The 26,411-nt window shown below is 70.8% G+C and carries 24 protein-coding genes, 1 tRNA gene, 1 pseudogene and 1 riboswitch; of the genes and pseudogenes, 12 read left to right on the top strand and 14 right to left on the bottom strand.

The features are described from left to right. Positions 1–199 precede the first annotated feature (199 nt). From OG627_RS22700 to OG627_RS22690, 3 genes are all read left to right on the top strand, one after another. On the top strand, positions 200–1,045 hold the full coding sequence (locus OG627_RS22700; protein ID WP_329067891.1) for a helix-turn-helix domain-containing protein: 846 nt from the start codon (positions 200–202) through the stop codon (positions 1,043–1,045). Then, the gene (locus OG627_RS22695) at positions 1,045–1,257 is read left to right on the top strand and encodes a DUF397 domain-containing protein (RefSeq protein ID WP_329067889.1); all 213 of its coding nucleotides are present in this window, start codon (positions 1,045–1,047) and stop codon (positions 1,255–1,257) included. Before OG627_RS22700 ends, OG627_RS22695 begins: the two co-directional genes overlap by 1 nt. A gap of 278 nt (positions 1,258–1,535) precedes the next feature. Further along, positions 1,536–2,447 (top strand): hypothetical protein, encoded by a 912-nt coding sequence (locus tag OG627_RS22690; protein WP_329067887.1) that lies wholly within the window; start codon positions 1,536–1,538, stop codon positions 2,445–2,447. Here the strand turns inward: OG627_RS22690 and OG627_RS22685 are convergent. Then, positions 2,428–3,435 (bottom strand): hypothetical protein, encoded by a 1,008-nt coding sequence (locus OG627_RS22685; RefSeq protein ID WP_329067885.1) that lies wholly within the window; start codon positions 3,433–3,435, stop codon positions 2,428–2,430. The two genes, OG627_RS22690 and OG627_RS22685, sit on opposite strands and share 20 nt — an antisense overlap. Before the next feature lie 199 nt (positions 3,436–3,634). Here OG627_RS22685 and OG627_RS22680 point away from each other — a divergent pair, with 199 nt between their 5' ends. Next, a complete protein-coding gene (locus tag OG627_RS22680; protein WP_329067883.1) occupies positions 3,635–3,949 on the top strand; it encodes a hypothetical protein in 315 nt (104 codons plus the stop codon). Positions 3,950–4,202: 253 nt separating this feature from the next. Here the strand turns inward: OG627_RS22680 and OG627_RS22675 are convergent, their stop codons facing one another. Beyond that, positions 4,203–5,702, bottom strand: coding sequence for a DUF445 domain-containing protein (locus OG627_RS22675; protein WP_329067881.1), 1,500 nt, complete (start codon positions 5,700–5,702; stop codon positions 4,203–4,205). A 178-nt stretch (positions 5,703–5,880) separates the two neighbouring features. Here OG627_RS22675 and OG627_RS22670 point away from each other — a divergent pair, with 178 nt between their 5' ends. Then, positions 5,881–7,293 carry an SGNH/GDSL hydrolase family protein gene (locus OG627_RS22670; protein ID WP_329067879.1) on the top strand — a complete coding sequence of 471 codons (1,413 nt, stop codon included), beginning with the start codon at positions 5,881–5,883 and terminating at the stop codon, positions 7,291–7,293. 64 nt (positions 7,294–7,357) lie between these two features. Here OG627_RS22670 and OG627_RS22665 read toward each other — a convergent pair whose 3' ends face one another. The 6 genes from OG627_RS22665 to OG627_RS22640 all read right to left on the bottom strand — a co-directional run bounded on the left by OG627_RS22665 (position 7,358) and on the right by OG627_RS22640 (position 13,741). Beyond that, positions 7,358–8,971, bottom strand: a complete 1,614-nt coding sequence (locus OG627_RS22665) for a VWA domain-containing protein (RefSeq protein WP_329067877.1) — start codon at positions 8,969–8,971, stop codon at positions 7,358–7,360. 57 nt (positions 8,972–9,028) lie between these two features. Further along, positions 9,029–10,348: an AAA family ATPase gene (locus tag OG627_RS22660; protein ID WP_329067875.1), complete on the bottom strand. Its 1,320-nt coding sequence runs from the start codon at positions 10,346–10,348 to the stop codon at positions 9,029–9,031. 4 nt (positions 10,349–10,352) lie between these two features. Further along, the gene (locus tag OG627_RS22655) at positions 10,353–11,033 is read right to left on the bottom strand and encodes a DUF1707 SHOCT-like domain-containing protein (RefSeq protein ID WP_329067873.1); all 681 of its coding nucleotides are present in this window, start codon (positions 11,031–11,033) and stop codon (positions 10,353–10,355) included. Positions 11,034–11,064: 31 nt separating this feature from the next. Further along, positions 11,065–12,045, bottom strand: a complete 981-nt coding sequence (locus tag OG627_RS22650; protein WP_329067871.1) for an ABC transporter ATP-binding protein — start codon at positions 12,043–12,045, stop codon at positions 11,065–11,067. 12 nt (positions 12,046–12,057) lie between these two features. Then, positions 12,058–12,864: an ABC transporter permease gene (locus tag OG627_RS22645; RefSeq protein WP_329072888.1), complete on the bottom strand. Its 807-nt coding sequence runs from the start codon at positions 12,862–12,864 to the stop codon at positions 12,058–12,060. A gap of 76 nt (positions 12,865–12,940) precedes the next feature. Beyond that, on the bottom strand, positions 12,941–13,741 hold the full coding sequence (locus tag OG627_RS22640) for an ABC transporter permease (RefSeq protein WP_329072887.1): 801 nt from the start codon (positions 13,739–13,741) through the stop codon (positions 12,941–12,943). 296 nt (positions 13,742–14,037) lie between these two features. On the opposite strand from OG627_RS22640, the gene OG627_RS22635 reads away from it, so the two are divergent. Continuing rightward, positions 14,038–16,512, top strand: coding sequence for a transglycosylase domain-containing protein (locus tag OG627_RS22635; RefSeq protein ID WP_329067868.1), 2,475 nt, complete (start codon positions 14,038–14,040; stop codon positions 16,510–16,512). Between the two features lie 61 nt (positions 16,513–16,573). On the opposite strand, the gene OG627_RS22630 is transcribed toward OG627_RS22635, so the two are convergent. From OG627_RS22630 to OG627_RS22620, 3 genes are all read right to left on the bottom strand, one after another. Next, entirely contained in the window at positions 16,574–16,894 is a 321-nt protein-coding gene (locus OG627_RS22630; RefSeq protein ID WP_329067867.1) for a DMT family transporter, read from the bottom strand. A gap of 36 nt (positions 16,895–16,930) precedes the next feature. After that, positions 16,931–16,999: riboswitch (guanidine-III (ykkC-III) riboswitch) on the bottom strand. 126 nt (positions 17,000–17,125) lie between these two features. Next, positions 17,126–17,428, bottom strand: a complete 303-nt coding sequence (locus OG627_RS22625; RefSeq protein ID WP_051746386.1) for a GroES family chaperonin — start codon at positions 17,426–17,428, stop codon at positions 17,126–17,128. Between the two features lie 123 nt (positions 17,429–17,551). Continuing rightward, on the bottom strand, positions 17,552–17,872 hold the full coding sequence (locus OG627_RS22620; RefSeq protein WP_329067866.1) for a DUF3618 domain-containing protein: 321 nt from the start codon (positions 17,870–17,872) through the stop codon (positions 17,552–17,554). Positions 17,873–18,069: 197 nt separating this feature from the next. Here OG627_RS22620 and bcp point away from each other — a divergent pair, with 197 nt between their 5' ends. The 4 genes from bcp to OG627_RS22600 all read left to right on the top strand — a co-directional run bounded on the left by bcp (position 18,070) and on the right by OG627_RS22600 (position 21,450). Continuing rightward, positions 18,070–18,537 carry a thioredoxin-dependent thiol peroxidase gene (gene bcp, locus OG627_RS22615; RefSeq protein ID WP_329067864.1) on the top strand — a complete coding sequence of 156 codons (468 nt, stop codon included), beginning with the start codon at positions 18,070–18,072 and terminating at the stop codon, positions 18,535–18,537. Positions 18,538–18,647: 110 nt separating this feature from the next. Continuing rightward, a complete protein-coding gene (gene proP / locus OG627_RS22610) occupies positions 18,648–20,144 on the top strand; it encodes a glycine betaine/L-proline transporter ProP (protein WP_329067862.1) in 1,497 nt (498 codons plus the stop codon). A 172-nt stretch (positions 20,145–20,316) separates the two neighbouring features. Continuing rightward, the gene (locus OG627_RS22605; protein WP_329067860.1) at positions 20,317–21,318 is read left to right on the top strand and encodes an HNH endonuclease signature motif containing protein; all 1,002 of its coding nucleotides are present in this window, start codon (positions 20,317–20,319) and stop codon (positions 21,316–21,318) included. A gap of 48 nt (positions 21,319–21,366) precedes the next feature. Continuing rightward, a tRNA-Leu gene (locus OG627_RS22600) sits at positions 21,367–21,450 on the top strand. A gap of 62 nt (positions 21,451–21,512) precedes the next feature. Here OG627_RS22600 and rdgB read toward each other — a convergent pair. The 3 genes and pseudogenes from rdgB to OG627_RS22585 form a co-directional block, all read right to left on the bottom strand. Beyond that, positions 21,513–22,115, bottom strand: coding sequence for an RdgB/HAM1 family non-canonical purine NTP pyrophosphatase (rdgB, locus tag OG627_RS22595; RefSeq protein WP_329067858.1), 603 nt, complete (start codon positions 22,113–22,115; stop codon positions 21,513–21,515). A 112-nt stretch (positions 22,116–22,227) separates the two neighbouring features. Beyond that, positions 22,228–22,959 carry a ribonuclease PH gene (rph, locus tag OG627_RS22590; RefSeq protein WP_329067856.1) on the bottom strand — a complete coding sequence of 244 codons (732 nt, stop codon included), beginning with the start codon at positions 22,957–22,959 and terminating at the stop codon, positions 22,228–22,230. Between the two features lie 144 nt (positions 22,960–23,103). After that, positions 23,104–23,364 (bottom strand): annotated as a pseudogene (locus tag OG627_RS22585) (glucose PTS transporter subunit EIIB); the annotation flags it as partial. Between the two features lie 158 nt (positions 23,365–23,522). Here OG627_RS22585 and OG627_RS22580 point away from each other — a divergent pair. Both OG627_RS22580 and OG627_RS22575 read left to right on the top strand, forming a co-directional pair. Next, positions 23,523–24,824 carry a PTS transporter subunit EIIC gene (locus tag OG627_RS22580; RefSeq protein ID WP_329067854.1) on the top strand — a complete coding sequence of 434 codons (1,302 nt, stop codon included), beginning with the start codon at positions 23,523–23,525 and terminating at the stop codon, positions 24,822–24,824. A gap of 211 nt (positions 24,825–25,035) precedes the next feature. Continuing rightward, the gene (locus OG627_RS22575) at positions 25,036–26,322 is read left to right on the top strand and encodes a PTS transporter subunit EIIC (RefSeq protein ID WP_329067853.1); all 1,287 of its coding nucleotides are present in this window, start codon (positions 25,036–25,038) and stop codon (positions 26,320–26,322) included. Positions 26,323–26,411 lie beyond the last annotated feature (89 nt).

Raw genomic sequence — 26,411 nt, 5'->3', positions numbered from 1 at the left:
CCACGTCAGTACTGCAACAGAACGCATCCATGCGACTGCTCTGAGTAGCCCCTCGATGTGAGTATGGCACCGAGAAGTCTCTCTATGTAACTTCTCATCAGACTCTCCTGGGTGAATCTGCGCGTTCATGAACGACGGTCGGCCAAGCACCTGTTGGGTGGGCGACGGATCCCCGGCTCGAAGTGGAAGGCTGTTTCCCATGTCAGCGAGGACTACAACCCGTCGTCGGCAGCTTGGCGCGATGATGCGGAAGCTCCGTGCGAACAAAGGCATGACGCTGGAGGAAGCGGGCCGGCTGGTCGGGGTGTCGAAGGCGACCGTCAGCCGGTACGAGACCCAGGAAGGCCCAGTGAAGTGGCCGATCGTGGATGCGCTCTGCCGGGAGTACGGTGTGAGCGAGGCGGAGCGGAACGCGGTGGTGGGGCTCGCCAAGGATGCCAAGAATCAGGGGTGGTGGGCTCCGTTCACCGACTCCATCCCTGCGGACATGAACCTGCTCCTGACGCTGGAAGATGAGGCCGTACGGGAGGACCACTTCTCTTGCGTCTACGTCCCGGGACTTCTCCAGACCCGGAACTACAACACCGCAATCCAGCAGGCCAATGAGATGCGCCTCGCGGCTGAGGAGATCGAGCGTCTCGTGGATATCCGGATGAAGCGGCAGGAGATCCTGAGCCGCGCCAAGCCTCCGCACCTCTGGGCGATCCTCGACGAGTCCGTGATCCGGCGCGTGGTCGGGTCTCCGGAGATCATGCGCGAGCAGCTTGGCCATCTCCTGGAAGCCAATGAGTCGCCGCACATCACGCTTCAGATCCTGCCGTTCGCGAAGGGGGCCCACAGCGCGGCGCTGGGCAGCTTCGTGATCCTCGGCGGAGCAGAACCGTCACTGGACGTGGTGTACGTCGATCTGCATGTCGGCTCCGTCTTCATGGAGAAGGACACAGAGCTGGACCGCTATCGGCTTGCGTTCGACTACCTTCGCGCACAAGCGTGGGACATGGCCGCTTCATCGGCCATGATCCGGCGAGTTCGCGAGGAGATGTGATGGTTGCGGTGGTCCGGTCCACAGACTCTCTTGAGTGGTTCAAGTCGTCCTACAGCGGCGGCAACACCACGGAGTGCGTCGAAGCCGCGCGCCTGCCCGGCTCGACGGCCATACGTGACTCGAAGAACGCCGACGGACCCCGACTCGTCTTTCGGCAGCCCAGTTGGGACGGGTTCGTGGGGGCGGTTCGGGGCTCGGGGCTTGGGGGGTGAGTTGGGTGTGGGGGAGGTTGTGAGCTGGGGCGTTGGGGGGCTTTGGGTGCTTGGGGGTTGAGCTTCGGGGGGCGAGCTCTGTTTGTTGGAGTGGTTGGTTCTTGTTTCCCACCCACCCTCCCTACCTCCCGCGAGGGGACGGGGGTTGACTTTTCGCGTTCGGCTTGCGACTTAGGGTGACTGCGGTTTAGCGTGCCCCTCGGACGTAAACAGCCCCCGCCGGTGTTGGAGCACCTGGCGAGGGCCTGACCACACGAGATCGAAAAGAGCGATCCCTCATGGCTGACAGCCAGTTTAGTGATGCTCCGCGCCCCGCGCACGCTGCTCCCCATCCCATGGCCCGCGCCGGGTTCGGCAAGCGCTCCTTGGCCGGGCAACCGGCTCCTTCCGCCGATGACTTCGCGCTCCTGCCCGGGCGCGAGGCGGCCATCGCCTCGTTCATCGACCGGCTGCCGGACGGTGCCGATATTTCGGTGAAGGCCCTGGCCAAGGTGATGGATTACGGCCAGTGCGCCCTGCGTACCGCCCTCAACTTCCTTCAGCGCGCCGGGCATCTGTTCCGGAAGCGGGAACATGTCGTCGGGCCGCACGGTGCTCGGTGGGTCACTCGTACGTGGTTCTCCCGGGCCGCCCGGGAGGATGCCGAATGGGGTGTGGGCGCCGATGAGGGTGAGCCGGTTCCCGCTTCTGTTCCGGCGCGGCTGCCCGAGCGGTCCCGGGGGTATTCCCTGCTCGCCTCCCTCGGGCGCCGGTGTCCCGTTCTGTCGTTGTCCGCCGCCGAGTGTGCCGCCCTGGAGCCGCTGGCCGCCGAGTGGTTCGCGCGCGGTGCCGGTGAGGAGGATGTGCTGCGTTCTCTCAGCTACGGGCTGCCCTCGCCCATTCATCATCCGGCCGGGCTCGTCCGCGCGCGGCTCACCGCCAAGCTGCCGCCCTGGCCCGCGGCGGCTCCGGAGGTGTTCGTGCGGGCGCCTTCTCGGATCGTGGAGTGCGCCAAGTGCCGGGCTCCCGGTCGGGCCGAAGCCCTGGTGGGCGGCGAGTGCGGGGCCTGCCGGGGTGAGCCCGCGCCCGTACGGAGCGCCGGGGCGCTGGCGCCGGACCGGGTTCGGGCGCGGGCCGCCGAGGCGCGGGCCGCCGCTTCCCCAACTGGCCCAGCTCCCTTCCGCTCTCGCGCTATCGGTACGGGCGGATGATGACGTCCGGGCGGTCCGGGCGGGCCTTGGCCTGACGGAGTTTGGCCATGACCGCCCTGACCAACTCCTGGGGGTGGTCGCGGACCAGGGCGGGGACGGCGCTGACCACGTCGATGCCGTGGGCCTCCATACGGAGGCGGCGGCGCAGGGTGGAGCGGTATTCGGCGACGCCCCGGTGGAACTGTTCCGAGTCGATCTCCAGAGCCACCCCCGCGAACGCCCAGTAGGCGTCCGGGCGGGCGAGGAAGGTGCCCGTGGAGGTGAGGAGCGTCGGGTTCCAGAGGGCGTCGGGGACGCCTGCGGCACGCAGGGTGTCGCGGGCCTGCCCTTCCGCGATGGACTGGATACCCGCGCGGAGTTCGTCCAGGACCGCCCGTACGGCCGGGTTGCGCAGAGCGTGGGAGGCGCGGAGTTCGGCACGGAGGTCCTCCGGGTGGCAGGGACACTTCTGGACGGTGGCCGCGAGGATCGCGCGGACGCGCTCCAGCGACGGTTCGTGGGCCGCGAAGTCGGAGGCCGCGCGGACCGGGCGTACGCAGGGGATGCCGTCGACCAGCAGGGTGGGCGGCCAGCGGTTGGTACGGCGCACGCGGACGTACGACCTGTCGCGCAGGCCACGCCGGGCGTCGACCAGGACATCGGCGCGCTCGCCACCCGCCCCGCGTACCCCGTACAGCGACAGCGCCGCCTCGCCCGTCAGCGCGGACCTCGGGAGACCTGAGGAGGGGCTGTCGACGTCTCGTTCGCCGCCCGCGCCCGTATCCCCGTACAGCACCGCCGCCAGCAGCCGTTGCCGCGCGGTCGCGTCTCCTGTCTGTATCAGGACCACCCCCGGCAGCGGGCGCTGCCAGGGACCGCCCGGCCGGCACCGGCGGGCCACGGTGCTGGACGAGAGGCCGGCGGCCCGCAGTTGGCGGGAGGTCGCCAGCCGCATCCGCGTGACGGAGAGCTGTTCAATGGCCGCGTCGGCGGCGGTCTTTCGGATCATGGGGAGTTCGTGCCCACCCCTCGCCGGAAACGGACACATCCGCACCGGCCGTGACAATCTCTTGTGTCCTCAGCTGCGTTCGCGGGAGACCGGATACCGCGCGGGGCATGGCCGAAGGCGCTCGTTAGGCTCGGTCGACAAAGAACCTCGAAAGACATCAAAGAGGACAGAGGTGGCAGAAGTGACAGGGGTGGCACAGGTGACAGCCGCAACGAAGATCCCCGCTACGGCCGTGGCGGCGGGCGGCATCATCGGCGGTTACGGGATCGCCCGCTGGACGAAGAAGCGGCCCCTCGGCGGGGTCGCGCTGGCCGGCGCGGGCGCCGTGGCCGTGTACGAGTGGCACCGTACGGGCGGGACGAAGGCGGCCGTCGGGCTGAGCGCCGCGTACCTCGCCGCCTTCGCCGGATCGCATCCGCTGGCGAAGAAGGTCGGCGCGTGGCCCGCGGTGTTCGCTGTGGCGGGCGGGGTGGCCGTCGCGTCCTGGGCCGTCACCCGCCGCGCGGGGGCGTGACTCCGGACCGCCGGGGCGTGACTCCAGCCCATCGGGGCGTGGCTCCAGCCCATCGGGGCGTGACTCCGGGGCGTCGGGGCGTGCCGGCGGACAGGCTGGAGAAATAAGTTTCGCGCCTGTTGAACACTCCCGGCACGCCTTCCGTATTCAAGAGCAACTCCCCCATGGTGGCTGGGCGCGTGAACGGACGACAGGGTCCGCGTCACGCGCCCAGCAATCTTTTGGGCGCCCGGAGCATCAGCCGTCCGGAGCGTCAGCCGCCCAGCGCGTGCGACACCGTATAGATCAGCAGGCCCGCCAGCGCGCCGACCACCGTGCCGTTGATCCGGATGAACTGAAGGTCGCGGCCGATGTGCGCCTCGATCTTCTTCGAGGTGTCGTCCGCGTCCCAGCCCGCCACCGTGTCCGAGATCAGCGAGGTGATCTCGCCCCGGTACGTGGACACGACATACGCCGCCGCCTCCTCGACCCAGCCGTCCAGCTTCCCCTGGAGCCGCTCGTCCGTCGCCAGCCGCGAACCCAGCGACAGCAGCGAGGCGCGGGCCCGCAGACGCAGTTCGCTGCGGTCGTCCTCGGCCGCCGACATGATCATGGCGCGTACGGAGGACCAGGCGGAGGCGATGATGTCCTGCACCTCGGGGCGGGCCAGCAGCTCCGACTTCAGCCGCTCGACCCGCGCGCGGGTGTCCGTGTCCGACTGGAGGTCGGTGGCGAAGTCGCGCAGGAAGCGGTCGATGGCGCCGCGCGCCGGGTGGGCGGGCATGTCGCGCATCTCGGTGATGAAGCGCAGCAGCTCCTTGTAGACGCGGTCGCCGATCCTCCGGTCGACGAAGCGCGGCGTCCAGCCGGGGGCGCCGCCCTGGACGGCGTCCATGACCGAGTCGCCGTGTTCGACCAGCCAGTCGTGCGCGCGGGCGCAGATCAGGTCGACGGCGCGGTGGTGGGCGCCGTCGGAGACGACCTTTTCGAGGGTCTTGCCGATGCCGGGGGCGACCTCCACCGCGTCGGCGCGGCGGGTGATCGCCTCACCGACCACCGCCTGGACGTCGGAGTCGCGCAGGACGGTCAGCGCGCCGCGCAGCGCGGTGGCGAGTTCGGCGGTGACGCGGTCGGCGTGGGCGGGTTCCGCGAGCCACGTACCGAGCCTGCGGCCGATGCCGAGGACGCGCAGCCGGTCGCGTACGACGGCGGCCGAGAGGAAGTTCTCGCCGACGAACGTGCCGAGGGAGGCGCCGAGCTGGTCCTTCTTGTTCGCGATGATCGCGGTGTGCGGGATGGGCAGGCCGAGCGGGCGCCGGAACAGCGCCGTCACCGCGAACCAGTCGGCCAGCGCGCCGACCATCCCCGCCTCGGCCGCCGCCGCGACATAGCCGGCCCAGCCGCCCGCGCCGGAGTTCTTCGCCCAGGTGGCGAGGACGTAGATCACGGCGACCAGGACGAGCAGCCCGGTGGCGGTGGTCTTCATCCGGCGGACGCCGCGGAACTTCTCCTCGTCGGCGGCCGTGTACGAGAAGGACCCGAGGCCGCGCGGGGCCGGTTTCCCGGCCGCGTTCTTGTCGGCGACAGCCCCGTCGGCAGTCTCGTCGGCTGCCCCGCCGACTGCCGCGCCGACTGCCCCGCCGGCGGGAACGTCTTTCCCCCCGAGAGCGTCTTCCCGGGCGCGCGCCTTCTCCGGGGGCCCCTCCGGCGTGCTGTCGCCGTCGCCGTCCCTGTCCCCGTTGTCCGCCGCTCTGTCCGGATCCGTACGTTCCATCCGCTCCACCGTTCGTTCCGCCCGTCCGCGTACATACCGCGCCGCACGCCGCATCCCATCCGTACGCATTGTCCCTGCCCGGGGTTTCCGTCTGTCGTACTCCCGGGGCGCCCGTCGAGTTCCCGCGCCATGCCGGATGATGTCTTCTGTACAGAGGTATGAGGGGGAACCAGGACCCATGACCAGATATCGCGGATTCGCCCTGCTCGGAGCGCTCGTCGGGGTGGTGGTGCTGGTGTGCGGCGCCATCATCGCCGGATTCGGCGCGGGGACGAGTACGGGCGCCAGTACGAGTACCGGTACGGGTACGGGCTCAGGAGCACGGACGGGTACGGGTACGGGTACGGGTACGGGTACGGGTACGGGTACGGGGAGCAGCGGCAGCGGCGCCCAGGCCCGTACCCCCGTGGGCAAAGCCGCGCCCGCCTCCGCCGACACCTGGACCGGCACCTGGGCCGCCGCCCCCGCCGGGGCCGAGCCGGGGGCGCCGAACGGGTTCCCGGGGCGCACCATCCGTAACGTCGTGCACACCAGCATCGGCGGCACCAGCGTCCGGGTCACCCTCTCGAACCTCTACAGCCCCACCCCGCTGCTGATAGGCCACGCCTCGGTCGCGGTCGGCCGGGGCGGCGGTACCGGCGGGAGCAGCGCCGAAGCGGTGCCCGGGAGCATGCGTCAGCTGCTGTTCGGGCAGCGGGCGGCCGTGACGATCCCGCCGGGCGGCCGGATCGTCAGCGATCCGGTGCCGCTGGCCGTGCCGTACGCGGGTGATCTGCTGGTGACGCTCTACACCCCGGCGTCCGGCGGCCCCGTCACGTATCACCGGCACGCCGTCCAGACCTCGTACCTCGCCCTCGGTGACCGGACGGAGGACCTCGACGGCACCGCGTACACCGAGCAGGCCAAGGTCTGGCGCTATCTCACCGCGGTCGACGTCCTCAACCGCCGCGCGCCCGGGGCCGTCGTGGCCTTCGGGGACTCGATCACCGACGGGGTCGGCTCGCGCGCCGACACGAACCGGCGCTGGCCCGACGTCCTGGCCGGGCGGCTGCGCGAGCGGCACACCGGCGTGCTCAACGAGGGCATCGGCGGCAACCGTGTCCTGCTGGGCTCGCTGGAGCTGGGCAGAGGCGCGAGCGGGGTCTCGCGCTTCCAGCGCGACGTCCTGGACCGGGCGGGCGCGAAGACCGTCGTCATCGACCTCGGCATCAACGACATTCTGCGCGGCGAGACCGACCCCGCGCGGATCACCGCCGGGCTCAGGGACCTGACGCGGCAGGCGCACGCGCGCGGGCTGCGGGTCGTCGGCTCGACGCTGACGCCGTTCGGCGGGTACCACGCGTACAACCCGGTCACCGAGTCCGTACGGGAGCGGGTCAACGCGGAGATCCGGGCGGGGCGGGTCTTCGACGACGTGGTGGACTTCGACCGCGCGGTCCGCGACCCGTACGCGCCGGACCGGCTCAGGCCGGCGTACGACTCGGGCGATCATCTGCACCCGAACGACGCGGGCTACCTGGCGATGGGGCGCCATCTCGATCTCCGGTCGCTGTCGCTGCCGCTGGAGGAGAAGGCCGCCGCGCGGCTGTGACCCGCCTGCCGCAGCTCCCGTCGGATCACGCGGACGCTGGCGTGAGATCACGCGGACGCTGGCGTCAGATCACGCGGAAGAGGTCGGCGGCGGCGTGGACGTCGGTGAGGTCCTCGATGGAGCGGAGGTTGTCGCACAGGACGTCCAGGACCGAGTCGGCCTCGGCGGCGCGCGGCGCGTCGATGGCCACGCCGAAGACGCGGAAGCCCAGCAGGTGCTTGGCGTCGTTCCAGCCGCGCATCCATTCCTCGGTGACGCCGCACTCGTCGTCGGTGATCATCACGATGTCGCCGCGCGCGCGGGCGGCGTCGTTGAACTCCTCCCTCAGCAGCTCGCCGGCCGCTGACAGCGGCGTCTGGTAGCTGGTGCCGCCGCCGAGGAAGGTCTCCGCGAAGTCGAGCACCCGGGCGATGTCCGCGGGCCGGCCGGCCGGGAAGCGGAAGACCTGGATCTTGTCGGCGGCGGAGAACAGGATGCCGACGAAGTCGCGCTCGGCGTGGCGGGCCTGGTCCAGCAGCGCCAGCGCGCACGCCTTGGCCCACGCCTCCCTGGTGACTCCGCCGGGCCCCGCCACGTACATGGAGTGCGAGGTGTCCACGCACGCGATGATGGCGCCCCGGCCGGTGGACCGCTCCCCCTGGCTGTCGTAGAGCATCAGCTCCCCGGCGGCGTAGCGCGCGGCGAACACCGCGCGCAGCTCGGGCAGGCCGAGGTTGGCCAGCTCGGAGGGGATGAGGCGGGAGAGGTCGTCGCCGAGTGTGACGCCGACCAGCTCCCCGGTGACGTTCTCCACCTTGCGGGCGCGCTCGCCGCTGGCCATCTGCCGGAAACGGCCGATCAGTTCGGCCCACCGTGCGAGACGGCTGGTGCGCAGCCGCTCGGCGAGCCGGGCGCGCCGCTCGAACGGCATCCGCTCCAGCTCGCCGGGAGCGACGCCCCAGGCCCGCATCAGCGCGGCCTCCTGCCGGGCGCCCTCGGCGGCCTTCGCCGCCGCGTTCCGCGCGTCGGCGCCGGTACCGGGGGCCGCCGCCACCGCGAGGGCCTGCGCGGCGGCCCGGGTGGCCTGCCGCGCGGCGGCCTCGGCGGCCTCGACGGCCTTGTGTACGGCGTCGGCGGCCGGGGCCGGCACGGTGCCGTTCTCGTCGGCCTCGTCGGCGGCCTGCTGGAGCGCCTCGCCCACGGCGGTCGCGGCGCCTTCGGCGTCCCGCTGGGCCTTCTTCGCCCGCTCGGCCTGTTCCCGGGCGTCCCCGGAGCGCTCCAGCATCCGGCGCAGCGCGGCGGCCTGGGCGAGTACGGCCATGGCGGCGGCATAGGGGTCGCCGGCCGTCTCCCGGCGCAGCTCGGCGAACTCCGCCGACTCCATCAGTGAGGTGACGACCTGGTGGTTGAGCAGCCGGGCGGGGTCCATCTCCGCGCGCTCGCGCAATCGCGGGCCGACCTTGTAGGCGGCCAGGAACGCGTCGGTGAGGAGGTCGGTGGCGCACTCGTAGCGCTCGTTCAGCTCCTCGGCCAGCTCGCGCAGGCCGGCCGACTGCTCGTAGGTGTCGCGCCAGGTGATCCGTTCGAACCGGTCGGCGACGACGGCCGCGGTGTGCCGCTCGGGGACGGTGCCGGGCAGGCCCAGCCACGTCCCGGCCCGGCCGGCCAGTTCGTTGAGCGTGCGCGGTGTCCCGCCCATGGCCTTGGTCTCCCGATGTGGTCTCCCGATGTGGTCATCCGGCGTGGTCCCCGGTGTTCAGAGCTGGGCCTGCACCATGCTCGCGTCCATGCCGAGGGCCTCGGTGAGGACACGGGCGCGGACGGCGCGCTGGCGGCCGGTGACCCGGTCGATGGCGGCGGTGGAGCGGCCGGCGGCCGCCGCCTCCTCGCGCATTTTCTCCAGCCGCTTGCCCGCCATGGCGAGCTTGTTGTGGGCCTTCTTGATGACCCATTCGCTCAGCGCCTCGCGGGACTGCCCGGCCATGGCGTCGAGCTGGGCCTCCAGCTCCTCGATGGCGTCGGCCAGGTCGAGCGCCTCCTTGGCGTCGGGGTTGACCAGTTGCAGCACCTCGCGCTCGACGGCCGGGCGCTCGGCGGGGGAGTTCCACAGCACGTGCGTCAGCACCGACAGGTCGGTCTCGGCGACCGCCGGGCGGCCGTCGAGGTACGCGGATGCCTGGAGCAGGCCCACCGCCTGCCGCCAGCGGCGGTCGGAGGCGACGAGTTCCTTGCGGCGCAGGGCGGCCCGCAGCGTGCACACCGCGTCCACGATCGCGTCGGGGACGTCCACGGCCGGGACGGCTCCGGTCACGGCGTCCTGCAACGCGGCCAGTTCGATGGTGGTGCGGGCCGGTGGAGCCGGGCGGCTGACGGCGGAGCGGACCAGCGCGGCGAAGTTCGAGGGATCCGCCAGATACCCGACCTCGATCCGTACCAGCAGCCGGTCGTAGATCGCGGCCGTGTCCTCGCCGCTGGGCAGTTCGTTGCTCGCCGTGATGGCGCCGATCAGGGGGCAGCGGATGGGCTCGCCGCCGCTCTCGGGGTGGTAGATCCGCTCGTTGAGGTAGCCCAGCGTCTCGTTGAGCGCCGCCGTGGAGCACTTGAATATCTCGTCGATGAACGCGACGTGCGCGGTCGTGGCGCGGCCGTCGTAGACCTGGCGGTACTCGCCGCGGGCCAGCGCGGCGACGTCGATGGGGCCGAACATCCTGGTCGGCGCGGTGAACTTGGACAGGAGGATCTCCCAGTAGGCCGCCCCCTCGATCCTGCCCGTGAGTTCCCGGGCCAGCTCGGACTTCGCCGTTCCGGGCGGGCCGAGCACCAGCGAGTGCTGCCCGGCCAGCAGCGTCACCAGCAGCGTCCGCACCACGTCGGCCCGCTCGTAGAAACGGTCCGACACCTCGTCGCTGATCGCCCGCAGCCTCTTGGCCGTGTCGTGCGCGTCCGGCGTGTCCGGCGTGTCCGGCGATTCCGGCGTGTCGTGTGCGTCCGGCGTGTCGTGTGCGTCCCGCGCGCCGCCGCGTGAGCCGCGTGCGTCCCGCGCGCCGGGTAAGTCCTGTGCGTCCAGGCCGGCCATCGTCTCAGCTCAGCTCCTTGCGGCGCTTCTTCTCCAGGCGCCGCCGCTCCCGCTCCGCCTTCGTCACCTTCCGCTCGACCCCGACCCCGCCCATCAGCGCGAACCCGGTGACGATCACCCGGGGCGAGCCCGGGGCGACGACCGCCTCCTCGCGGCCCTCCTCGCCGAAGCCGCCCATCAGGCCGAAGCCCCGGACCTCGACCTCCATGTCCGGCGGTACGGTGACATGGACGCCGCCCATGACCGCGAAGCAGCGGATCACCACGTCGCGCTCCGCGAAGCGCGCCTCGCGCAGGTCGATCTCGCCGCCCGCCTGGAAGACGGCCGCCGTGAACGTACGGCCCACCGTCCACCTGCCCTTGCGCCCGAAGCCGCCCCAGAACGCGAACGCGCCCCTGGACGTGGCGGGGCCCCGGCCGATCCGCTCGCCCCAGACGTCCGGCGCGCCGCCCGTCTGCGCGGCGAGCGCCACACCCGTCACGGTCCCCGGCGCGGGCAGGTCCCGTACGAGCGGCACCAACTCGCCGTGCGTGCGGGCCTTGTACGCGGTGTCGAGGCGCTCCTCGAACTCCTCCATGTCGAGCCGGCCCTCGGCGACGGCCTCACGCAGCCGCTCCGCGATCTGCTCCCGCTCGGCGTCGGAAGCGCGGGTATCCGGCAGTGATTCGGGCCGCTCACTCGTCATGGCATCAGAGTAGTCAACCGTGCGGTCCACGTCACACAGCTGATCGATCGGCGTACATCTTGGCGATCACGTCCTCGATGTCCGGCTCCCGCACCGACAGATCCACCAGCGGATACTCCGCCGCGATCCGGGCCACCAGCGGCGCCGCCGACTCCGTCGCGGGAAACGCCAGCCACTGCCTCGGCCCCTGCGTCCGTACCGTCCGGACGCGGGTGCCGGGCAGTTCGACCGGCGGGAGTTCCCGCTCCAGATCGACGACGAGCATCCGCTCGCTCTCCCCCACCTCGTGCAGCCCGGTCAGCGCGCCGTCGTACAGCAGCCGGCCGTGATCGATGACCATGACCCGCCGGCAGAGCTGTTCGATGTCGGTGAGGTCGTGCGTCGTGAGCAGCACCGTCGTACCGCGCTCCGCGTTCAGGTCCCGCAGGAAGCCCCGGACCTTGGCCTTGGAGATCACGTCGAGACCGATCGTCGGCTCGTCCAGATACAGCACCTCGGGATCGTGCAGCAGCGCCGCCGCGATGTCGCCGCGCATCCGCTGGCCGAGCGAGAGCTGCCGAACCGGTACGTCCAACAGCTCGCCCAGGTCGAGGAGTTCGACACAGCGGTCCAGGTTCTCCCGGAACCGCGCGTCCGGGACGCGGTACATCCGGTGCACAAGCCGGTACGAGTCGATCAGCGGCAGGTCCCACCAGAGCGTGGTGCGCTGCCCGAAGACGACCCCGATGCGCTGCGCGAGCCTCGTGCGCTCCCGGGACGGGTCGATGCCCGCGACCCGCAGCCGGCCGGCGCTCGGAGTGAGGATGCCGGTGAGCATCTTGATGGTGGTGGACTTGCCGGCGCCGTTCGGACCGATGTAGCCGACCATCTCGCCGCGCTCCACGCGAAAGGAGATGCTGTCGACGGCGCGCACCTGATGTCTCTCACGACGCAGGAGCCCCACTTTGCGGCGGACGTCGAAGACCTTCTCGACGCCGTCCAGTTCGATGAAATCCCTGTCGTCCGTACCCACGGCAACCCCTTCTCAGCTTCCCGTACTGCGGTACGCCCGCAGCCCCGCCCGCCACGCCACCCCTGCCAGCGCGCAGCACACCACCGCCACCACCGGCGGCAGGAACGCGACCGCCCGCGGCAGCCCGAGCGGGACCTCGCGCCCCATGACGTAGAGCGCCGGGACCCAGTTGACGAAGGCCAGCGGCACCACGAACGTCACCCCGCGCACCAGCTCCTTGCCGAAGACCGACGGCGGGTACTGGAGCAGCGTCGTCCCGCCGTAGGTGAAGGCGTTCTGCACCTCGGAGGCGTCCTGCGCCCAGAACTGGAACGCCCCGCCCACCACGAACACCGCGCCGAAGATCGCCGCACCGCTCAGGATCATCATCGGCAGCATCAGCACCCGCACGGCCGTCCAGTCGATGTTCAGCGCCGCCAGCCCGTACGCCAGCGCCAGCAGCCCCTGGACGATCCGGCCGAGCCGCCGCAGGGCGAACTTGTCCGCCGCCACCTGCGCCAGTACGGGCACGGGCCGCACCAGCAGCGTGTCGAGCGTGCCGTCGCGCACCCTGCTGCCCAGCCGGTTCATCGATCCGAGGAACAGCTCGGCGAGGCCGAAGGCCGTACCGGCGGTCCCGTACAGGAACGCCACCTCGGGCAGCGAGTAGCCGCCCAGGGAGTCGATGTGGGAGAACATGATCAGGATCGCCAGGAAGTCGAAGGCGGTCGCCGCGAAGTTCCCGAACGCCATCATCGCGAAGGACGCGCGGTACGCCATCGTGGACCGCGTCCACATCGCGACGATCAATCCGTACGCCCGTAGCCCGTTCCACAGCATCGCCCCACGCGACGGCTTCGGAATCAACCGTTCCGTATCGGGCGCGGCCTGCTCTCCCGCGGTGAGAGCCGTCTCCTCAGCCACCCTGGACCACCACCCTCCGCGTCGCGACGGACTGGAGCGCCCGGCCCGCCGCGAGCAGCGCCAGCGCCCAGGCCGCCTGGAACCCGAACGCGCCCACCAGGTCCCACCCGGTGCGCTCCCCCAGGAAGACATCCGCCGGGACCTGGAGCAGCGACGACCAGGGCAGCGCCCGCGCCACCTCGCCCAGCGCCCCGGGGAAGATGTTCAGCGGCAGCAGCATCCCGGAGAAGAACATCGCCGCCAGCATCCCCAGCTGCGCCACCCCCGCGCCGTCCAGCAGCCAGAACGCGGAGAGCGCGATCAGGAACCTGATCGCGAAACTGACCACGAGCCCGAGCAGCACCGCGAACAGGAACGCCAGCCAGGTCAGCGGATCACCCGGCAGTGCCAGATCGAAGGCGACCGCGGCGACCGCCATCGGTACGACCCCGCGCCCCAGCAGCTGGAACGCGGCCCGGCCCAGATCCGCCGCCAGCCACCACAGCTGGAGATCGACGGGCCGGTAGAGATCGACGGCGACGTCCCCGGTGCGGATGCGTTCGATCAGCTCGTCCTCGAAGCCGCCGCCGATCGTGGCGCAGGCGGCGAGCAGCGCCTGGCCCAGCCACACGTACGTCACCGCCTGCGCGAGGTCGTAGCCGCCGAGCCGGGGCCTCTCGTCCCAGAGCGCCGTGTAGGCGTACGCCATGATGAAGCCGAAGACCGTGTTGGTGAACACCCCCGCGACGGTCGCCACGCGATAGGTCGCGTACCGTCGGAATCCGCCCGCGGCCACGACCGCGTACAGCCGCACCACTTTCGCCCCCCTGTCCATTGGTCGTCCCCCGCCTGCCGCCTGCCGCCGTCTCCAGCTCCAGCTCCAGCTCCAGCTCCAGCTCCAGCTCCAGCGTCTTCAGGCACAAGCGCCCGACCGTAGTCCACGGGGGTCAGCCGCCGCGACCCAATATCCGGCCGCCCGCCTGACCGGCCCGCCGCCGTGTTTCATGGGGAGTGCACAGCCTTTCTTGCGGCTGCACCACTAATCGCCTGATACGACACCGTTATGCCGGAGAGTGAACCGCCGGCCGCGGCCGAGGAGTCTTCACACATATGAGTGACGAGCCACAGCAGCAGGGCTGGGCCCCCCGGGACCCCTCGGCCCCGGGCGCCCCGGGGCCCGCCGGCGACGGTGCGAACAGCGACGGTGTGAGCAGCAAGAAGGCCAAGCGCCTGGCGCGCAAGCGCAAGCGCACCGGCTGGCGCAGGCTCTTCCCGACCTGGCGCATGCTGCTCGGCGCGTTCGTGCTCGGCGCGCTCGTCCTCGTCGGCGGCTTCGTCCTGGGCTACAAGCTGGTCCCCATCCCGGCCGCCAACGCCGCCGCCACCGCCCAGTCCAACGTCTACCTGTACGCGGACGGCACCCAGATCGCCCGCGACGGCGAGGTCAACCGCGAGAACGTCTCGCTGTCCCAGGTGCCCAAGACCGTGCAGCGCGCCGTGCTCGCCGCCGAGGACCGCGGCTTCTACAGCGAGCCCGCCGTCGACCCGCAGGGCATGGCCCGCGCCGCCTGGAACACGGTCAGCGGGAAGGGCACCCAGGGCGGCTCGACGATCACCCAGCAGTACGTGAAGAACTACTACCTCGGCCAGGAACAGACCGTCATCCGCAAGACCAAGGAATTCTTCATCGCGATCAAGCTCAATCGCGAGGTGTCCAAGGAGCAGATCCTCCAGGGCTATCTGAACACCAGCTACTTCGGCCGCAACGCCTACGGCATCCAGGCGGCGGCCCAGGCGTACTACGGCAAGGACATCGAGGACATCAACACGGCGCAGGGCGCCTATCTGGCCTCCCTGCTCAACGCGCCCAGCGAGTTCGACGTCGTCGTCCACCCCGAGAACAAGCCGGCCGCCCTCGCCCGCTGGAACTACGTGCTCGACGGGATGGTCAAGGAGAAGTGGCTCGGCGCCGGCACCCGCGCCGCCACCACCTTCCCGCAGCCGCGCGAGGTACGGACCTCCTCCACCGGGCTCTCCGGCCAGCGCGGCTACATCGTCCAGGCCGTCAAGGACTACCTCACCAGCAACAAGATCATCGACGAGAACACCCTGGCCACGGGCGGCTACCGCATCACCACCACCCTCGACCGCAAGAAGCAGGACGCCTTCGTCAAGGCCGTCAAGGACAAGGTCACCTCCCAGCTCAGCGACGAGCGCGCGGCCGACCGGAACGTCCGGGTCGGCGGCGCCTCCATCGACCCCGAATCCGGGCAGGTCGTCGCGATGTACGGCGGCATCGACTACACCAAGCAGTACGTCAACAACGCGACCCGCCGCGACTACCAGGTCGGCTCCACCTTCAAGCCGTTCGTCTTCGCCTCCGCCGTCGAGAACGGCTCCGAGACCCAGGACGGCCGGACGATCACCCCCAACACCATCTACGACGGCGACAACCAGCACATGGTCGAAGGCCCCGACGGATCCACCGGCTACGCCCCCTCCAACGAGGACGACGTCGACTACGGCCCCATCACCGTCAGGACCGCCACCGACAAGTCCGTCAACGCCGTCTACGCGCAGATGGCCGAGGACGTCGGCCCCGCCGACGTCCGGAAGACCGCCGTCGCCCTGGGCATTCCCACCAACACGCCCGACCTCACCGCCTCCCCCTCCATCGCCCTCGGCCCGGCCACCGCGAGCGTCCTGGACATGGCGGAGGCGTACGCCACCCTCGCCAACCACGGCGCGCACGGCACGTACACCCTGGTCGGCAAGGTCGCCAAGAACGGTACGAAGGTGACGCTGCCCGCACGCGACACCAAGCAGACCATCAGCCGCGAGGCCGCCGACACCACCACCTCCATGCTGCGCAGCGTGGTCGACGGCGGCACCGGCACCGCCGCCCAGGCCGCCGGCCGCCCGGCGGCGGGCAAGACCGGTACGGGCGAGAACGACAAGTCGGCCTGGTTCGCCGGCTACACCCCGGACCTCGCCACGGTCGTCGCCGTGATGGGCGCCGACCCGAAGACCGCCGAGCAGAAGCCGCTGTACGGAGCCCTCGGCCAGCCGCGCATCAACGGCGGCGGGCCGCCCGCCCAGATCTGGGGCGCGTACACGGCCGCCGCCCTCCAGGGCAGCGAGGCCCAGGACTTCGACCTCCAGTTGCAGGACGGCGCGAACGCGGTGTCGTCCCCGGACCCCGGACAGTCCGACGAGTCCGCGCCGCCCGGCCGGTCGTCGAGCCCGGGGGCCACCGCGGGCGGGACGCAGGGCCAGAGCGACGAACCCACGCAGAGCGCGACGGGCGGCAGCACCACCGGCGGCGGCCAGACCCCGGACACCACGGAGGGCCAGACGGGCGGCGCCACCACGGACGGCGGCCAGACCCAGGGCCAGACCGACGGCGGCACCGCCACGGACGGCGGCGCGACGGCCGACGGCGGTACGGGGACGACGACCACGGGCGCCGACACCGCGGGCTCGGCGGCCGACGGCGGCGCGGCGAACGGCGGCACCGACACCGGCGCGACGGCCGGAGCGGGCGCACCGGCACGTACCTCCACGGGGGACCCGGTGCTGCCGTAAGAGGCCGGTCCGCAAGCACCGCGGGCGGACACGCACCCACGTCGGCCCAGGGCATGTCGCGTCAGTGACCCGAGGTGACCTTCAGCCCCACCACCGCCACCAGCAGCAGCGAGACGAAGAAGATCCGGGCGGCGGTCGCCGGCTCCCCCAGCGCCACCATGCCGACCACCGCCGCGCCGGCCGCGCCGATGCCGACCCACACGCCGTAGGCCGTACCGATCGGCAGGGTCTTCGCCGCCTGCGCCAGCAGCAGCATGCTCACCACGATCCCGGCGCACGTGAACACGCTCGGCCACAGCCGGGTGAACCCCTCGGTGAACTTCATCCCGATCGACCAGCCGACCTCGACCAGACCGGCCACGATCAACAGAACCCACGCCATGACGGCACCTCCCGGCGAGAAACACACGGAACAACAGGTGCGTCGTCTTTCGATTGGACCCGGTACGGCGCGTCTCGTCGGGGTCCCGCCACCGTAGCAAAAAGACCTGGTGAGCAGGGTCACCAGGTCTTCACGAAGGCTGTAGGCGCGGGTACCGCGGAGTTCTTGAGGTCGCGGAGTCTTGAGGTCGCGGAGTTCCAGAGGTCGCGGGGCTCCAGAGGTCGCGGGGTTCTAGAGGTACAGCCCGGTCGAGTCCTCGGAGCCCTCGAACCGGTCCGCCGCCACGGCGTGCAGATCGCGCTCGCGCATCAGTACGTACGCCACCCCGCGCACCTCGACCTCGGCGCGGTCCTCGGGGTCGTACAGCACCCGGTCCCCCGGCGTCACCGTCCGTACGTTCTGCCCCACGGCCACCACCTCGGCCCAGGCCAGCCGCCTGCCGACCTCGGCCGTCGCCGGAATCAGGATGCCGCCGGACGAGCGCCGCTCGCCCTCCGGGATGTCCGTCCTGACCAGAACCCGGTCGTGGAGCATCCGGATGGGCAGCTTGTCGTGCTCACTGCGGGGTTTCTCGCTCACGCCCCAGAACCTACCTGGCCGTCACGGCGCGCTGCGCCATAGGGGTCATGGGGCGCGCGGTCGGCACGTCGCGCGCGCTCAGGAGCGGCGCCGCCGCGTCGACACCACCAGCAGTCCGACGACCCCGACGGTGACCAGCGCCACCGGGACCAGCCGCTCCAGCCGGGGCCCGCCGTCGTCGCCGACGAACGAGGCGCGCACGCCCGCGATCGTCCTGTTCACCGCGACGAACGCCCGCCCCGCCGTCTGGTCCACCGTGGAGGCCACCTTGGCCTTCGCGTCGCCGACGATCGTCTTGGGGTGCACCCGTACCCCGATCTCGTCGAGCGTCTCGGCAAGCTGTCCGCGCCGGCGGACGATGTCCGCCTCGATCTGCGCCGGGGTCCTGGATTCCGACACCGCGCTGCCTCCGTGGTCTTGTCCGGTAGTCCTTCTTCGACAGTCTGTCAGCTCCGCCGCCGCCGCACCCGGCGGCACCCCCGATTACGCTCGGCGGCGTACCGGCGGCTACCCCCGAGGAAGCCCGTCACGCCACACGGTCGCGCCCCACCGGGATCATCCCCGCCGCCGGGGCGCCGGCCCGACCGAGGAGAACCATGAGCGAGCGCCTCCAGCCCGGCGACACCGCCCCCGCCTTCACCCTGCCCGACGCGGACGGCAAGGACGTCTCGCTCGCGGACCACAAGGGCCGCAAGGTGATCGTGTACTTCTACCCCGCCGCCCTCACCCCCGGCTGCACCAAGCAGGCGTGCGACTTCACCGACAACCTGGAGCTGCTGGCCGGCGCGGGCTACGACGTCATCGGCGTGTCGCCCGACAAGCCGGAGAAGCTGGCGAAGTTCCGCGAGCAGGAGAACCTGAAGGTCACGCTGGTCGGCGACCCGTCCAAGGCGGTGCTGGAGGCGTACGGCGCCTTCGGCGAGAAGAAGATGTACGGCAAGACGGTGACCGGCGTCATCCGCTCCACGTTCGTCGTGGACGAGCGGGGCCGGGTCGAGCAGGCCTTCTACAACGTGCGCGCGACCGGACACGTAGCGAAGATCATCAAGGACCTGGGCATCTGAACCGTCCCGCCCTGTGACCGAGGTCCCACTTTCGTGGGACCTCGGTTTGCATCCGCCACGATCGCGCAGAAGGTCTCCTTGGAGTTTCACCCCGAGGAAAGGACCGACCCATGGCCGGCCAGGAGCACGAAGAGGTGGCCGACCCCGCCGCGGTCAAGCGCCATCCCGCCCTCTTCCGGGCGATCAGACAGCGGAAGAACCCCAAGCTCCGGCGGTCGGACATCACCGTCACCGACGACGCGGCGGTCAGGCGCGCCGTCAAGGCGGCCTCCCTGGGTAACGCCATGGAGTGGTTCGACTTCGGGATCTACAGCTACCTCGCCGTCACGATCGGGCACGTGTTCTTCCCGTCCGGGAACCCCACGTTCGAGCTGCTCTCCTCCTTCGCGACCTTCGCCGTGGCCTTCCTCGTACGGCCACTCGGCGGAATGTTCTTCGGCCCGATGGGTGACAGGCTGGGCCGCAAAAAGGTCCTCGCGCTGACGATGATCCTGATGGCCATCGGCACCTTCGCGATCGGCCTGATCCCCTCGCACGCGACGATCGGCCTCTGGGCCCCGGCCCTGCTGGTCTTCTTCCGGCTGGTCCAGGGCTTCTCCACGGGCGGCGAGTACGGCGGCGCTTCGACGTTCATCGCGGAGTACGCCCCCGACAAGCGCCGCGGCTTCTTCGGCAGCTTCCTGGAGTTCGGCACCCTGGCGGGCTATGTGGGCGCGGCCGGTCTGGTCACCGCGCTCACGGCGGTACTGGGCAGCGACACGATGGAGTCCTGGGGCTGGCGGATCCCCTTCCTGGTCGCGGGGCCGCTCGGCCTGGTCGGCCTCTACCTGCGGCTGCGCCTCGACGAGACGCCGGCCTTCCAGAAGCTGGAGGCGGGCAACGTGCACGCCTCCGACGCGGCGGACGCCGTGGAGTCGACCACCGCGCGCGACCTCGGCAAGATCTTCCGGCAGTACTGGCCGTCGCTGATCCTGTGCGTCGCGCTGGTCGGCGCGTACAACATCACGGACTACATGCTGCTGTCGTACATGCCGACGTACCTCTCCAACGAACTGGACTACGGCGAGACGCACGGCCTGCTGATCCTGCTGGGCGTCATGGCCGCGCTGATGCTGGTCATCAGCCAGGTGGGCAGGCTCAGCGACCGTTTCGGCCGAAAGCCGCTGCTGATGGCGGGGATGCTCGGCTTCTTCTTCCTCTCGCTGCCGGCGTTCCTGCTGATCAAGCAGGGCAGCATCCCCGCGATCGTCATCGGCATGGCGATGCTGGGCTTCTCCCTGGTCTGCCTCCTCGGCACCATGTCGGCGGCCCTCCCCGCCCTCTTCCCGACCGAGGTCCGCTACGGCTCGCTGTCCGTCGGCTACAACTTCTCGGCCTCCCTCTTCGGCGGCACGACACCCTTCGTCATCACCGGCCTCATCAGCCTCACGGACAACAACCTGATGCCCGCGTACTACGCGATGGCGGCGGCGCTGGTGGGGGTGATCGCGGTGGCGTGCATGAAGGAGACGGCCCAGAAGCCGCTGGCGGGTTCGCCGCCGTCGGTGGAGACGGACGAGGAGGCGGCGGAACTGATCCACGCCCAGACACCGGACCCGAAGTTCTGACCCGAAGTTCTGCCCGCCCCCGCCCCCGCCCCGGAACGCCCCGCACCACTGACCGCCCCGCGCCAAGTCCCCATCCGGTGCGGGGCGTTCCGCTTTTCGGACGTGACGGTCCGGAATCCGGCTCGTTATCCAGTGCGACGCCACGAACGCGTGCCCGGGTCGAGGGGGGATCATGTCCGAGCCGTACGACGGGGACCGGCTGGCCGACGCGGTCGCCGCGGCGGAGAGCTGGGCCGATCTGATGCGGCGGCTCGGGGTCCGCGCGAGCGGGGGCCGCAGACGCGCCCTCCAGGGCAAGGTGGCCGAACTCGGCCTCGACACCACGCACTTCAAGCGGCGGAGCACGTGGCGGAAGTACCCGGACGAGATCATCGCCGCCGCCGTCACGACCTCCACGACCTTGCGCGAGGTCGCCGTGAGGCTGGGCGCCGCGCCCGCCACGGGCACGCTGTCGCACCTGGCGCGCCGTATCGAGACGGCCGGGATCGACGTCAGCCACTTCCCCGGCATGAACCGCGTACGGGCCGAGTCGCCGTTCACCACCGTGGAGCTGGCGGCGGCAGCCGCCCGTGCGCACAGCGTGCGCGGAGTGGCCCGCGCGCTCGGCGTACCCGACGACGGGCGGTCGCGCGCGGCGCTCGGCCGGATACTCAGGGAGCGGGGTGTCGACACCGCCCATTTCCGCAACGCGCGCGTGGCGATCCCGGAGACCGCTCTGCGCCGGGCGATACCCGCCGCCTCCGGTTACGCGGACGTCATGCGGACCCTCGGGCTCACCGTGAACGACACCAATCACCGCCGGGTACGCCGGAAAGTGGCCGAACTCGGCCTCGACACCGGCCACTTCAAGCGGCGGACCTGGGGTTCCGTGCGGCCGCGCACCCCGAAGCCGGTCGCCGGGGACACGCTCGTCGTCCTGCCGGAGCGCTCACCGCGCACCAACCGGTCCCGGCTCCACCGTGCCCTCCAGGAGATCGGCGTCCCGTACCGCTGCGCGTCGTGCGGGAACACCGGTGCATGGCTCGGGCAGCCGATGACGCTACAGATCGACCACATCAGTGGTGACCGGCTCGATAACCGCGCCGGGAACCTGCGCTACCTGTGCCCGAACTGCCATGCGCTCACGGACACGTGGTGCCGCAACCGCCGGGCGAAACCCCGGCCCGCACCGTAGCCACCTCCGCCGGGAGGTCAGGGCGCCCGGTACGATGGTGGGCGGCGAGCGGCCGTAGCCAAACTGGTATCGGCGGGTGTTTTAGGGGCATCTGGGAGAAATCCTGTGTGGGTTCGAATCCCACCGGCCGCACTGACCATGGAACCGAAGGGCGGGCACCCAGCGTATGGGGCCCGCCCTTCGGCATACCCGTGTCAGCCCAGCAGTTCCGCGACCACCGGGGCCAGGGCCCTGAACGCCTTGCCCCGGTGGCTGATCGCGTTCTTCTCCGCCGCCGACAGCTCCGCGCAGGTGCGGGTCTCGCCGGCGGGCTGGAGGATCGGGTCGTAGCCGAAGCCGCCCGTGCCGGCGGGGGTGGTGCGGAGGGTGCCTTCGAGGCGGCCTTCCACGACCCGGTGGGTGCCGTCGGGGAGGGCCAGGGCCGCCGCGCAGGCGAAGTGGGCGGCGCGGTGGGGTGGGGCGATGTCGGCCAGCTGGGCCAGCAGGAGGTCCAGGTTCGCCCGGTCGTCACCGTGCACGCCTGACCAGCGGGCGGAGAAGATGCCGGGGGCGCCGCCGAGGACGTCCACGCAGAGGCCGGAGTCGTCGGCGACGGCGGGCAGGCCGGTGGCGGTGGCCAGGGCGTGCGCCTTGAGCAGGGCGTTCTCGGCGAAGGTGACGCCGGTTTCCTTGACGTCGGGGATCTCGGGGTAGGCGTCCGCCCCGACGAGGTCGTGGGGCAGGCCGGCGTCCGCGAGGATGGCCTTGAGTTCGATGAGCTTCCCGGCGTTGCGGGTGGCGAGGATCAGGCGGGTCATGCCGTTCAGTATCGGACGGGCGCCCCGGCCGGTCCGACCCGGTCCACCCGGTCCACCCGGTCCGCCCCGGGACGGGTCGGGGGTACGGGCATGCGCCCGTACCCCCTCCGTCTCAGAGAGTCTGCTCCAGCGCCGTGCGCTGGAGGGTCGCCAGGTCCACGCAGCCCGCCGTGGCGAGGTCGAGCAGCGCGTTCAGCTCCTTGCGGTCGAAGGGCTCGGCCTCCGCCGTGCCCTGGACCTCGACGAAGCGGCCGTCGCCGGTACAGACGACGTTCATGTCGGTGTCGGCGCGGACGTCCTCCTCGTAACAGAGGTCGAGGAGCGGCGCACCGTCCACGATGCCGACGCTCACGGCGGCGACCGTGCCGGTCAGCGGGCGGCGGCCGGCCTTGACGATCTTCTTGCCCTGGGCCCAGGAGACGGCGTCGGCGAGGGCGACGTAGGCGCCGGTGATGGCGGCCGTACGGGTGCCGCCGTCGGCCTGGAGGACATCGCAGTCGAGGACGACGGTGTTCTCGCCGAGCGCCTTGTAGTCGATGACCGCGCGCAGGGAGCGGCCGATGAGGCGGCTGATCTCGTGGGTGCGTCCGCCGATCTTGCCGCGGACGGACTCGCGGTCGCCGCGGGTGTTGGTGGAGCGGGGCAGCATCGAGTATTCGGCGGTGACCCAGCCTTCGCCGCTGCCCTTGCGCCAGCGGGGGACGCCCTCGGTGACCGAGGCGGTGCAGAAGACTCTGGTGTCACCGAAGGAGATGAGGACGGAGCCCTCGGCGTGCTTGCTCCATCCGCGTTCGATGGTGACGGGACGGAGCTGTTCGGGGGTGCGGCCGTCGATTCGAGACATGACCGTGAGCCTATCGGGACCTTGGGGAGGGGCCTGTTCCGGTGGTCGGGATCAGGCCCTTCCCCCGACGGCCGGTTGACGGGCCGCCGTTGTCGACCGTTGTCGACCGCCAGTCGACCGTTGTCGGTCGCTATCGGCCGCTGGTCACATCATGTCTTCGATGTCGGCGGCGATCGGGTCGGCGTCGGTGCCGATGACGACCTGGATCGCGGTGCCCATCTTGACGACGCCGTGGGCTCCGGCGGCCTTGAGGGCCGCTTCGTCGACGAGGTCGGGGTTGACGACCTCGGTACGGAGGCGGGTGATGCAGCCCTCGACCTCTTCGATGTTGTCGAGCCCGCCGAGTCCGGCGACGATCTTCTCAGCCTTGGTGGCCATGTCTTTCTCCCTGGCTCTCTGACGCTGTGCTCCGGCTGCCCGGTGCGACTCCGGTCCGCTTCGTCACGGTAACGCACGGTTGGAGCATCTTCACGGGCGGACCGTCACCCCGTACCGAAGGATGGAGCCTATCGCAACTGGTCTACACCAGTCGCGAACGGTGGGAGAACGACGGGAGAACCACGATGAGCGCCGACAGCGCGGCAACTCCGCACCCCGGACCGGCGCACCGGGCGGGGCGGTCCGGACCGGGCGGGCGCTGGTGGAACGGGCTGTTCCAGGGGCTCCAGAAGATCGGCCGCAGTCTCCAGCTGCCGGTGGCGGTCCTGCCCGCCGCGGGGCTGCTGGTCAGCCTGGGGAATCTGTTCGCCGCCTATCTGCACGGCGCCTTCTGGGACAAGACGGCGAAGGTGTTCAGCCTGGGCGGGACGGCCATCCTGGACGGGGCGTTCGGGCTGCCGCTGCTGTTCTGCATCGGGGTGGCGATCGGATTCGCGAAGAAGGCGGACGGCTCCACCGCGCTCGCCGCGGTCGTCGGCTTCCTCGTCTTCCACGGCGTGCTGGCCGCCTTCCCGATCGGCGGCTCGGTGACGAAGGAGCTGCCGGAGGGCACCCCGCAGAACCCGGGCGTGCTGGGCGGCATCCTGATCGGGCTGCTGACGGCGGTGGTCTGGCAGCGGTTCCACCGTACGAGGCTGGTCGACTGGCTGGGCTTCTTCAACGGCCGCAGGCTGGTGCCGATCCTGATGGCCTTCATCTGCGTGATCCTCGGGGTGCTGTTCGGGCTGCTGTGGCAGCCCGTGGGCGACGCGCTGACGTCGTTCGCGAAACAGCTGATCAGCCTGGGCGCCTGGGGCGCGGGGATCTTCGGTGTCGCCAACCGGCTGCTGATCCCGATCGGGATGCACCAGTTCCTGAACACCTTCTTCTGGTTCCAGGCGGGTTCGTTCACCAAGCCGGACGGCACGGTCGTCCAGGGCGACCTGACCCGGTTCTTCGCCGGGGACCCGTCGGCGGGCCAGTTCATGTCCGGCTTCTTCCCGATCATGATGTTCGGCCTGCCGGCCGCCGCGCTCGCCATCGCGCACTGCGCGCGCCCCGAGCACCGCAAGCGGGTGGCGGGGCTGATGCTCTCGGTGGCGCTGACCTCGTTCGTCACCGGGGTGACGGAGCCGCTGGAGTTCTCCTTCATGTTCGCGGCGCCGCTGCTGTACGGGGCGCACGCGCTGCTGACCGGGGCGTCGATGGCGATCACCTGGGCGCTGGGGGTGCACGCGGGCTTCAGTTTCTCGGCCGGCCTGATCGACTACGTGGTGAACTGGCATCTCGACACCAAGCCCTGGCTGATCATCCCGATCGGGCTCTGCTTCGCGGTGGTGTACTACGCGGTCTTCCGCTTCGCGATCACCAGATTCGACATCCCGACGCCCGGGCGCGAGCCCGAGGAGCTGGAGGAGGAGGTCGAACAGCAGAACACCAAGGCGTAGCAGGCCAGTTGGGCGGTACGACACGTTCCGGTCAGCGGCCGAAGCGCCCCGGAGCGTGCGAGCGAGGGCCCTCGGAGGGTTTATCCGGGGGCCTTTCGACTGTTCCTTATCTCTTCCTCACCGTGCTACAACTGGTCTACACCACTGATGGTGTAGACCACACGGCCGCGCGCCCACAGCGTCGCACGCCGCGTTCCACTGGAGGAAGTTGATGTCCACCGCCGGCGCCGCCACCGCGGCTGACAAGAAGCCCGCAGCGGAGCGGAAGGGGCTGGGCAGCCGCGCGATGGCTGTGATGCAGCGTATCGGCCGCAGCCTGATGCTACCCGTCGCGGTTCTGCCCGCCGGTGCGCTGCTGGTGCGTCTCGGCAACCCCGACATGCTCGGCCGCGACTCGTTCCCCGCGTTCATCACCAAGATCGCCGGCTTTATGGCCGCGGGCGGCAACGCCATCCTGGACAACATGCCGCTGCTGTTCGCCGTCGGCATCGCGATCGGCTTCGCCAAGAAGGCGGACGGCTCCACCGCGCTCGCCGCCGTCACCGGCTACCTGGTCTTCAAGAACGTCCTGGGCACCTTCACCGACTCCAACCTGCCCAAGGTCGCGCAGGTCGTGGACGGCAAGATAGTCATGGTCGACGCGGCCGTCGACGCGAAGGTCCTCGGCGGAGTCGTCATGGGCATCGTCGTCGCCCTGCTCTACCAGCGCTTCTACCGTACGAAGCTGCCCGACTGGGCGGGCTTCTTCGGTGGCCGCAGGCTCGTCCCGATCCTCGCCGCCTTCGCGGGCCTCGTCATCGGCATCATCTTCGGCTACATCTGGCCCGTCCTCGGCTCGGGTCTGCACAACCTCGGCGAGTGGCTGGTCGGGTCGGGCGCCGTCGGCGCGGGCATCTTCGGCGTGGTCAACCGCGCGCTGATCCCCATCGGCATGCACCACCTGGTCAACTCGTTCCCCTGGTTCCAGGCCGGTACGTACGAGGGCAAGAGCGGCGACATCAACCGCTTCCTCGCGGGCGACCCCACGGCCGGACAGTTCATGACCGGCTTCTTCCCGATCATGATGTTCGCCCTCCCCGCGGCCTGCCTGGCGATCTACCACTGTGCCCGCCCTGAGCGCCGCAAGGTCGTCGGCGGCATGATGCTCTCGCTGGCCCTCACCGCGTTCGTCACCGGCGTGACCGAGCCCATCGAGTTCACCTTCATGTTCATCGCCCCGGTCCTGTACGCGATCCACGCCGTACTCACCGGTGTCTCCATGGCCCTGACCTGGGCACTCGGCATGAAGGACGGCTTCGGCTTCTCGGCGGGCGCCGTCGACTTCTTCCTCAACCTGGGCATCGCGACGAATCCCTGGGGCCTGGCGCTCGTCGGACTCTGTTTCGCGGTGGTCTACTACGTGGTCTTCCGCTTCGCGATCACCCGGTTCAACCTTCCGACGCCGGGACGCGAGTCCGACGAGGAGCTGGCGGAGCTGCTCAAGGCGGAGGCGAAGTAGGAGCCGACCGCTCCAGTGCTCCGTGGGCCCGGCCGTTGTCAGGAACGGTCGGGCCCGCGGTTTCGTGTCCGGGGCGCCGCGTCGGACCG

The organism is Streptomyces sp. NBC_01429, assembly GCF_036231945.1.
In the GTDB taxonomy this organism is placed as follows: domain Bacteria; phylum Actinomycetota; class Actinomycetes; order Streptomycetales; family Streptomycetaceae; genus Streptomyces.
The sequence above is the reverse complement of the archived record's forward strand: the minus strand, read 5'-3'. Positions and strand labels throughout refer to the sequence as shown.

Bases quoted from the DNA above. Each gene is read 5' to 3' on its own strand.
- OG627_RS22700 (WP_329067891.1), top strand. From the start codon at position 200: ATGTCAGCGAGGACTACAACCCGTCGTCGGCAGCTTGGCGCGATGATG.
- OG627_RS22695 (WP_329067889.1), top strand. From the start codon at position 1,045: ATGGTTGCGGTGGTCCGGTCCACAGACTCTCTTGAGTGGTTCAAGTCG.
- OG627_RS22690 (WP_329067887.1), top strand. From the start codon at position 1,536: ATGGCTGACAGCCAGTTTAGTGATGCTCCGCGCCCCGCGCACGCTGCT.
- OG627_RS22685 (WP_329067885.1), bottom strand. From the start codon at position 3,435: ATGATCCGAAAGACCGCCGCCGACGCGGCCATTGAACAGCTCTCCGTC.
- OG627_RS22675 (WP_329067881.1), bottom strand. From the start codon at position 5,702: ATGGAACGTACGGATCCGGACAGAGCGGCGGACAACGGGGACAGGGAC.
- OG627_RS22670 (WP_329067879.1), top strand. From the start codon at position 5,881: ATGACCAGATATCGCGGATTCGCCCTGCTCGGAGCGCTCGTCGGGGTG.
- OG627_RS22665 (WP_329067877.1), bottom strand. From the start codon at position 8,971: ATGGGCGGGACACCGCGCACGCTCAACGAACTGGCCGGCCGGGCCGGG.
- OG627_RS22660 (WP_329067875.1), bottom strand. From the start codon at position 10,348: ATGGCCGGCCTGGACGCACAGGACTTACCCGGCGCGCGGGACGCACGC.
- OG627_RS22655 (WP_329067873.1), bottom strand. From the start codon at position 11,033: ATGACGAGTGAGCGGCCCGAATCACTGCCGGATACCCGCGCTTCCGAC.
- OG627_RS22645 (WP_329072888.1), bottom strand. From the start codon at position 12,864: ATGCTGTGGAACGGGCTACGGGCGTACGGATTGATCGTCGCGATGTGG.
- OG627_RS22635 (WP_329067868.1), top strand. From the start codon at position 14,038: ATGAGTGACGAGCCACAGCAGCAGGGCTGGGCCCCCCGGGACCCCTCG.
- OG627_RS22630 (WP_329067867.1), bottom strand. From the start codon at position 16,894: ATGGCGTGGGTTCTGTTGATCGTGGCCGGTCTGGTCGAGGTCGGCTGG.
- OG627_RS22625 (WP_051746386.1), bottom strand. From the start codon at position 17,428: ATGCTCCACGACCGGGTTCTGGTCAGGACGGACATCCCGGAGGGCGAG.
- bcp (WP_329067864.1), top strand. From the start codon at position 18,070: ATGAGCGAGCGCCTCCAGCCCGGCGACACCGCCCCCGCCTTCACCCTG.
- proP (WP_329067862.1), top strand. From the start codon at position 18,648: ATGGCCGGCCAGGAGCACGAAGAGGTGGCCGACCCCGCCGCGGTCAAG.
- OG627_RS22605 (WP_329067860.1), top strand. From the start codon at position 20,317: ATGTCCGAGCCGTACGACGGGGACCGGCTGGCCGACGCGGTCGCCGCG.
- rdgB (WP_329067858.1), bottom strand. From the start codon at position 22,115: ATGACCCGCCTGATCCTCGCCACCCGCAACGCCGGGAAGCTCATCGAA.
- rph (WP_329067856.1), bottom strand. From the start codon at position 22,959: ATGTCTCGAATCGACGGCCGCACCCCCGAACAGCTCCGTCCCGTCACC.
- OG627_RS22580 (WP_329067854.1), top strand. From the start codon at position 23,523: ATGAGCGCCGACAGCGCGGCAACTCCGCACCCCGGACCGGCGCACCGG.
- OG627_RS22575 (WP_329067853.1), top strand. From the start codon at position 25,036: ATGTCCACCGCCGGCGCCGCCACCGCGGCTGACAAGAAGCCCGCAGCG.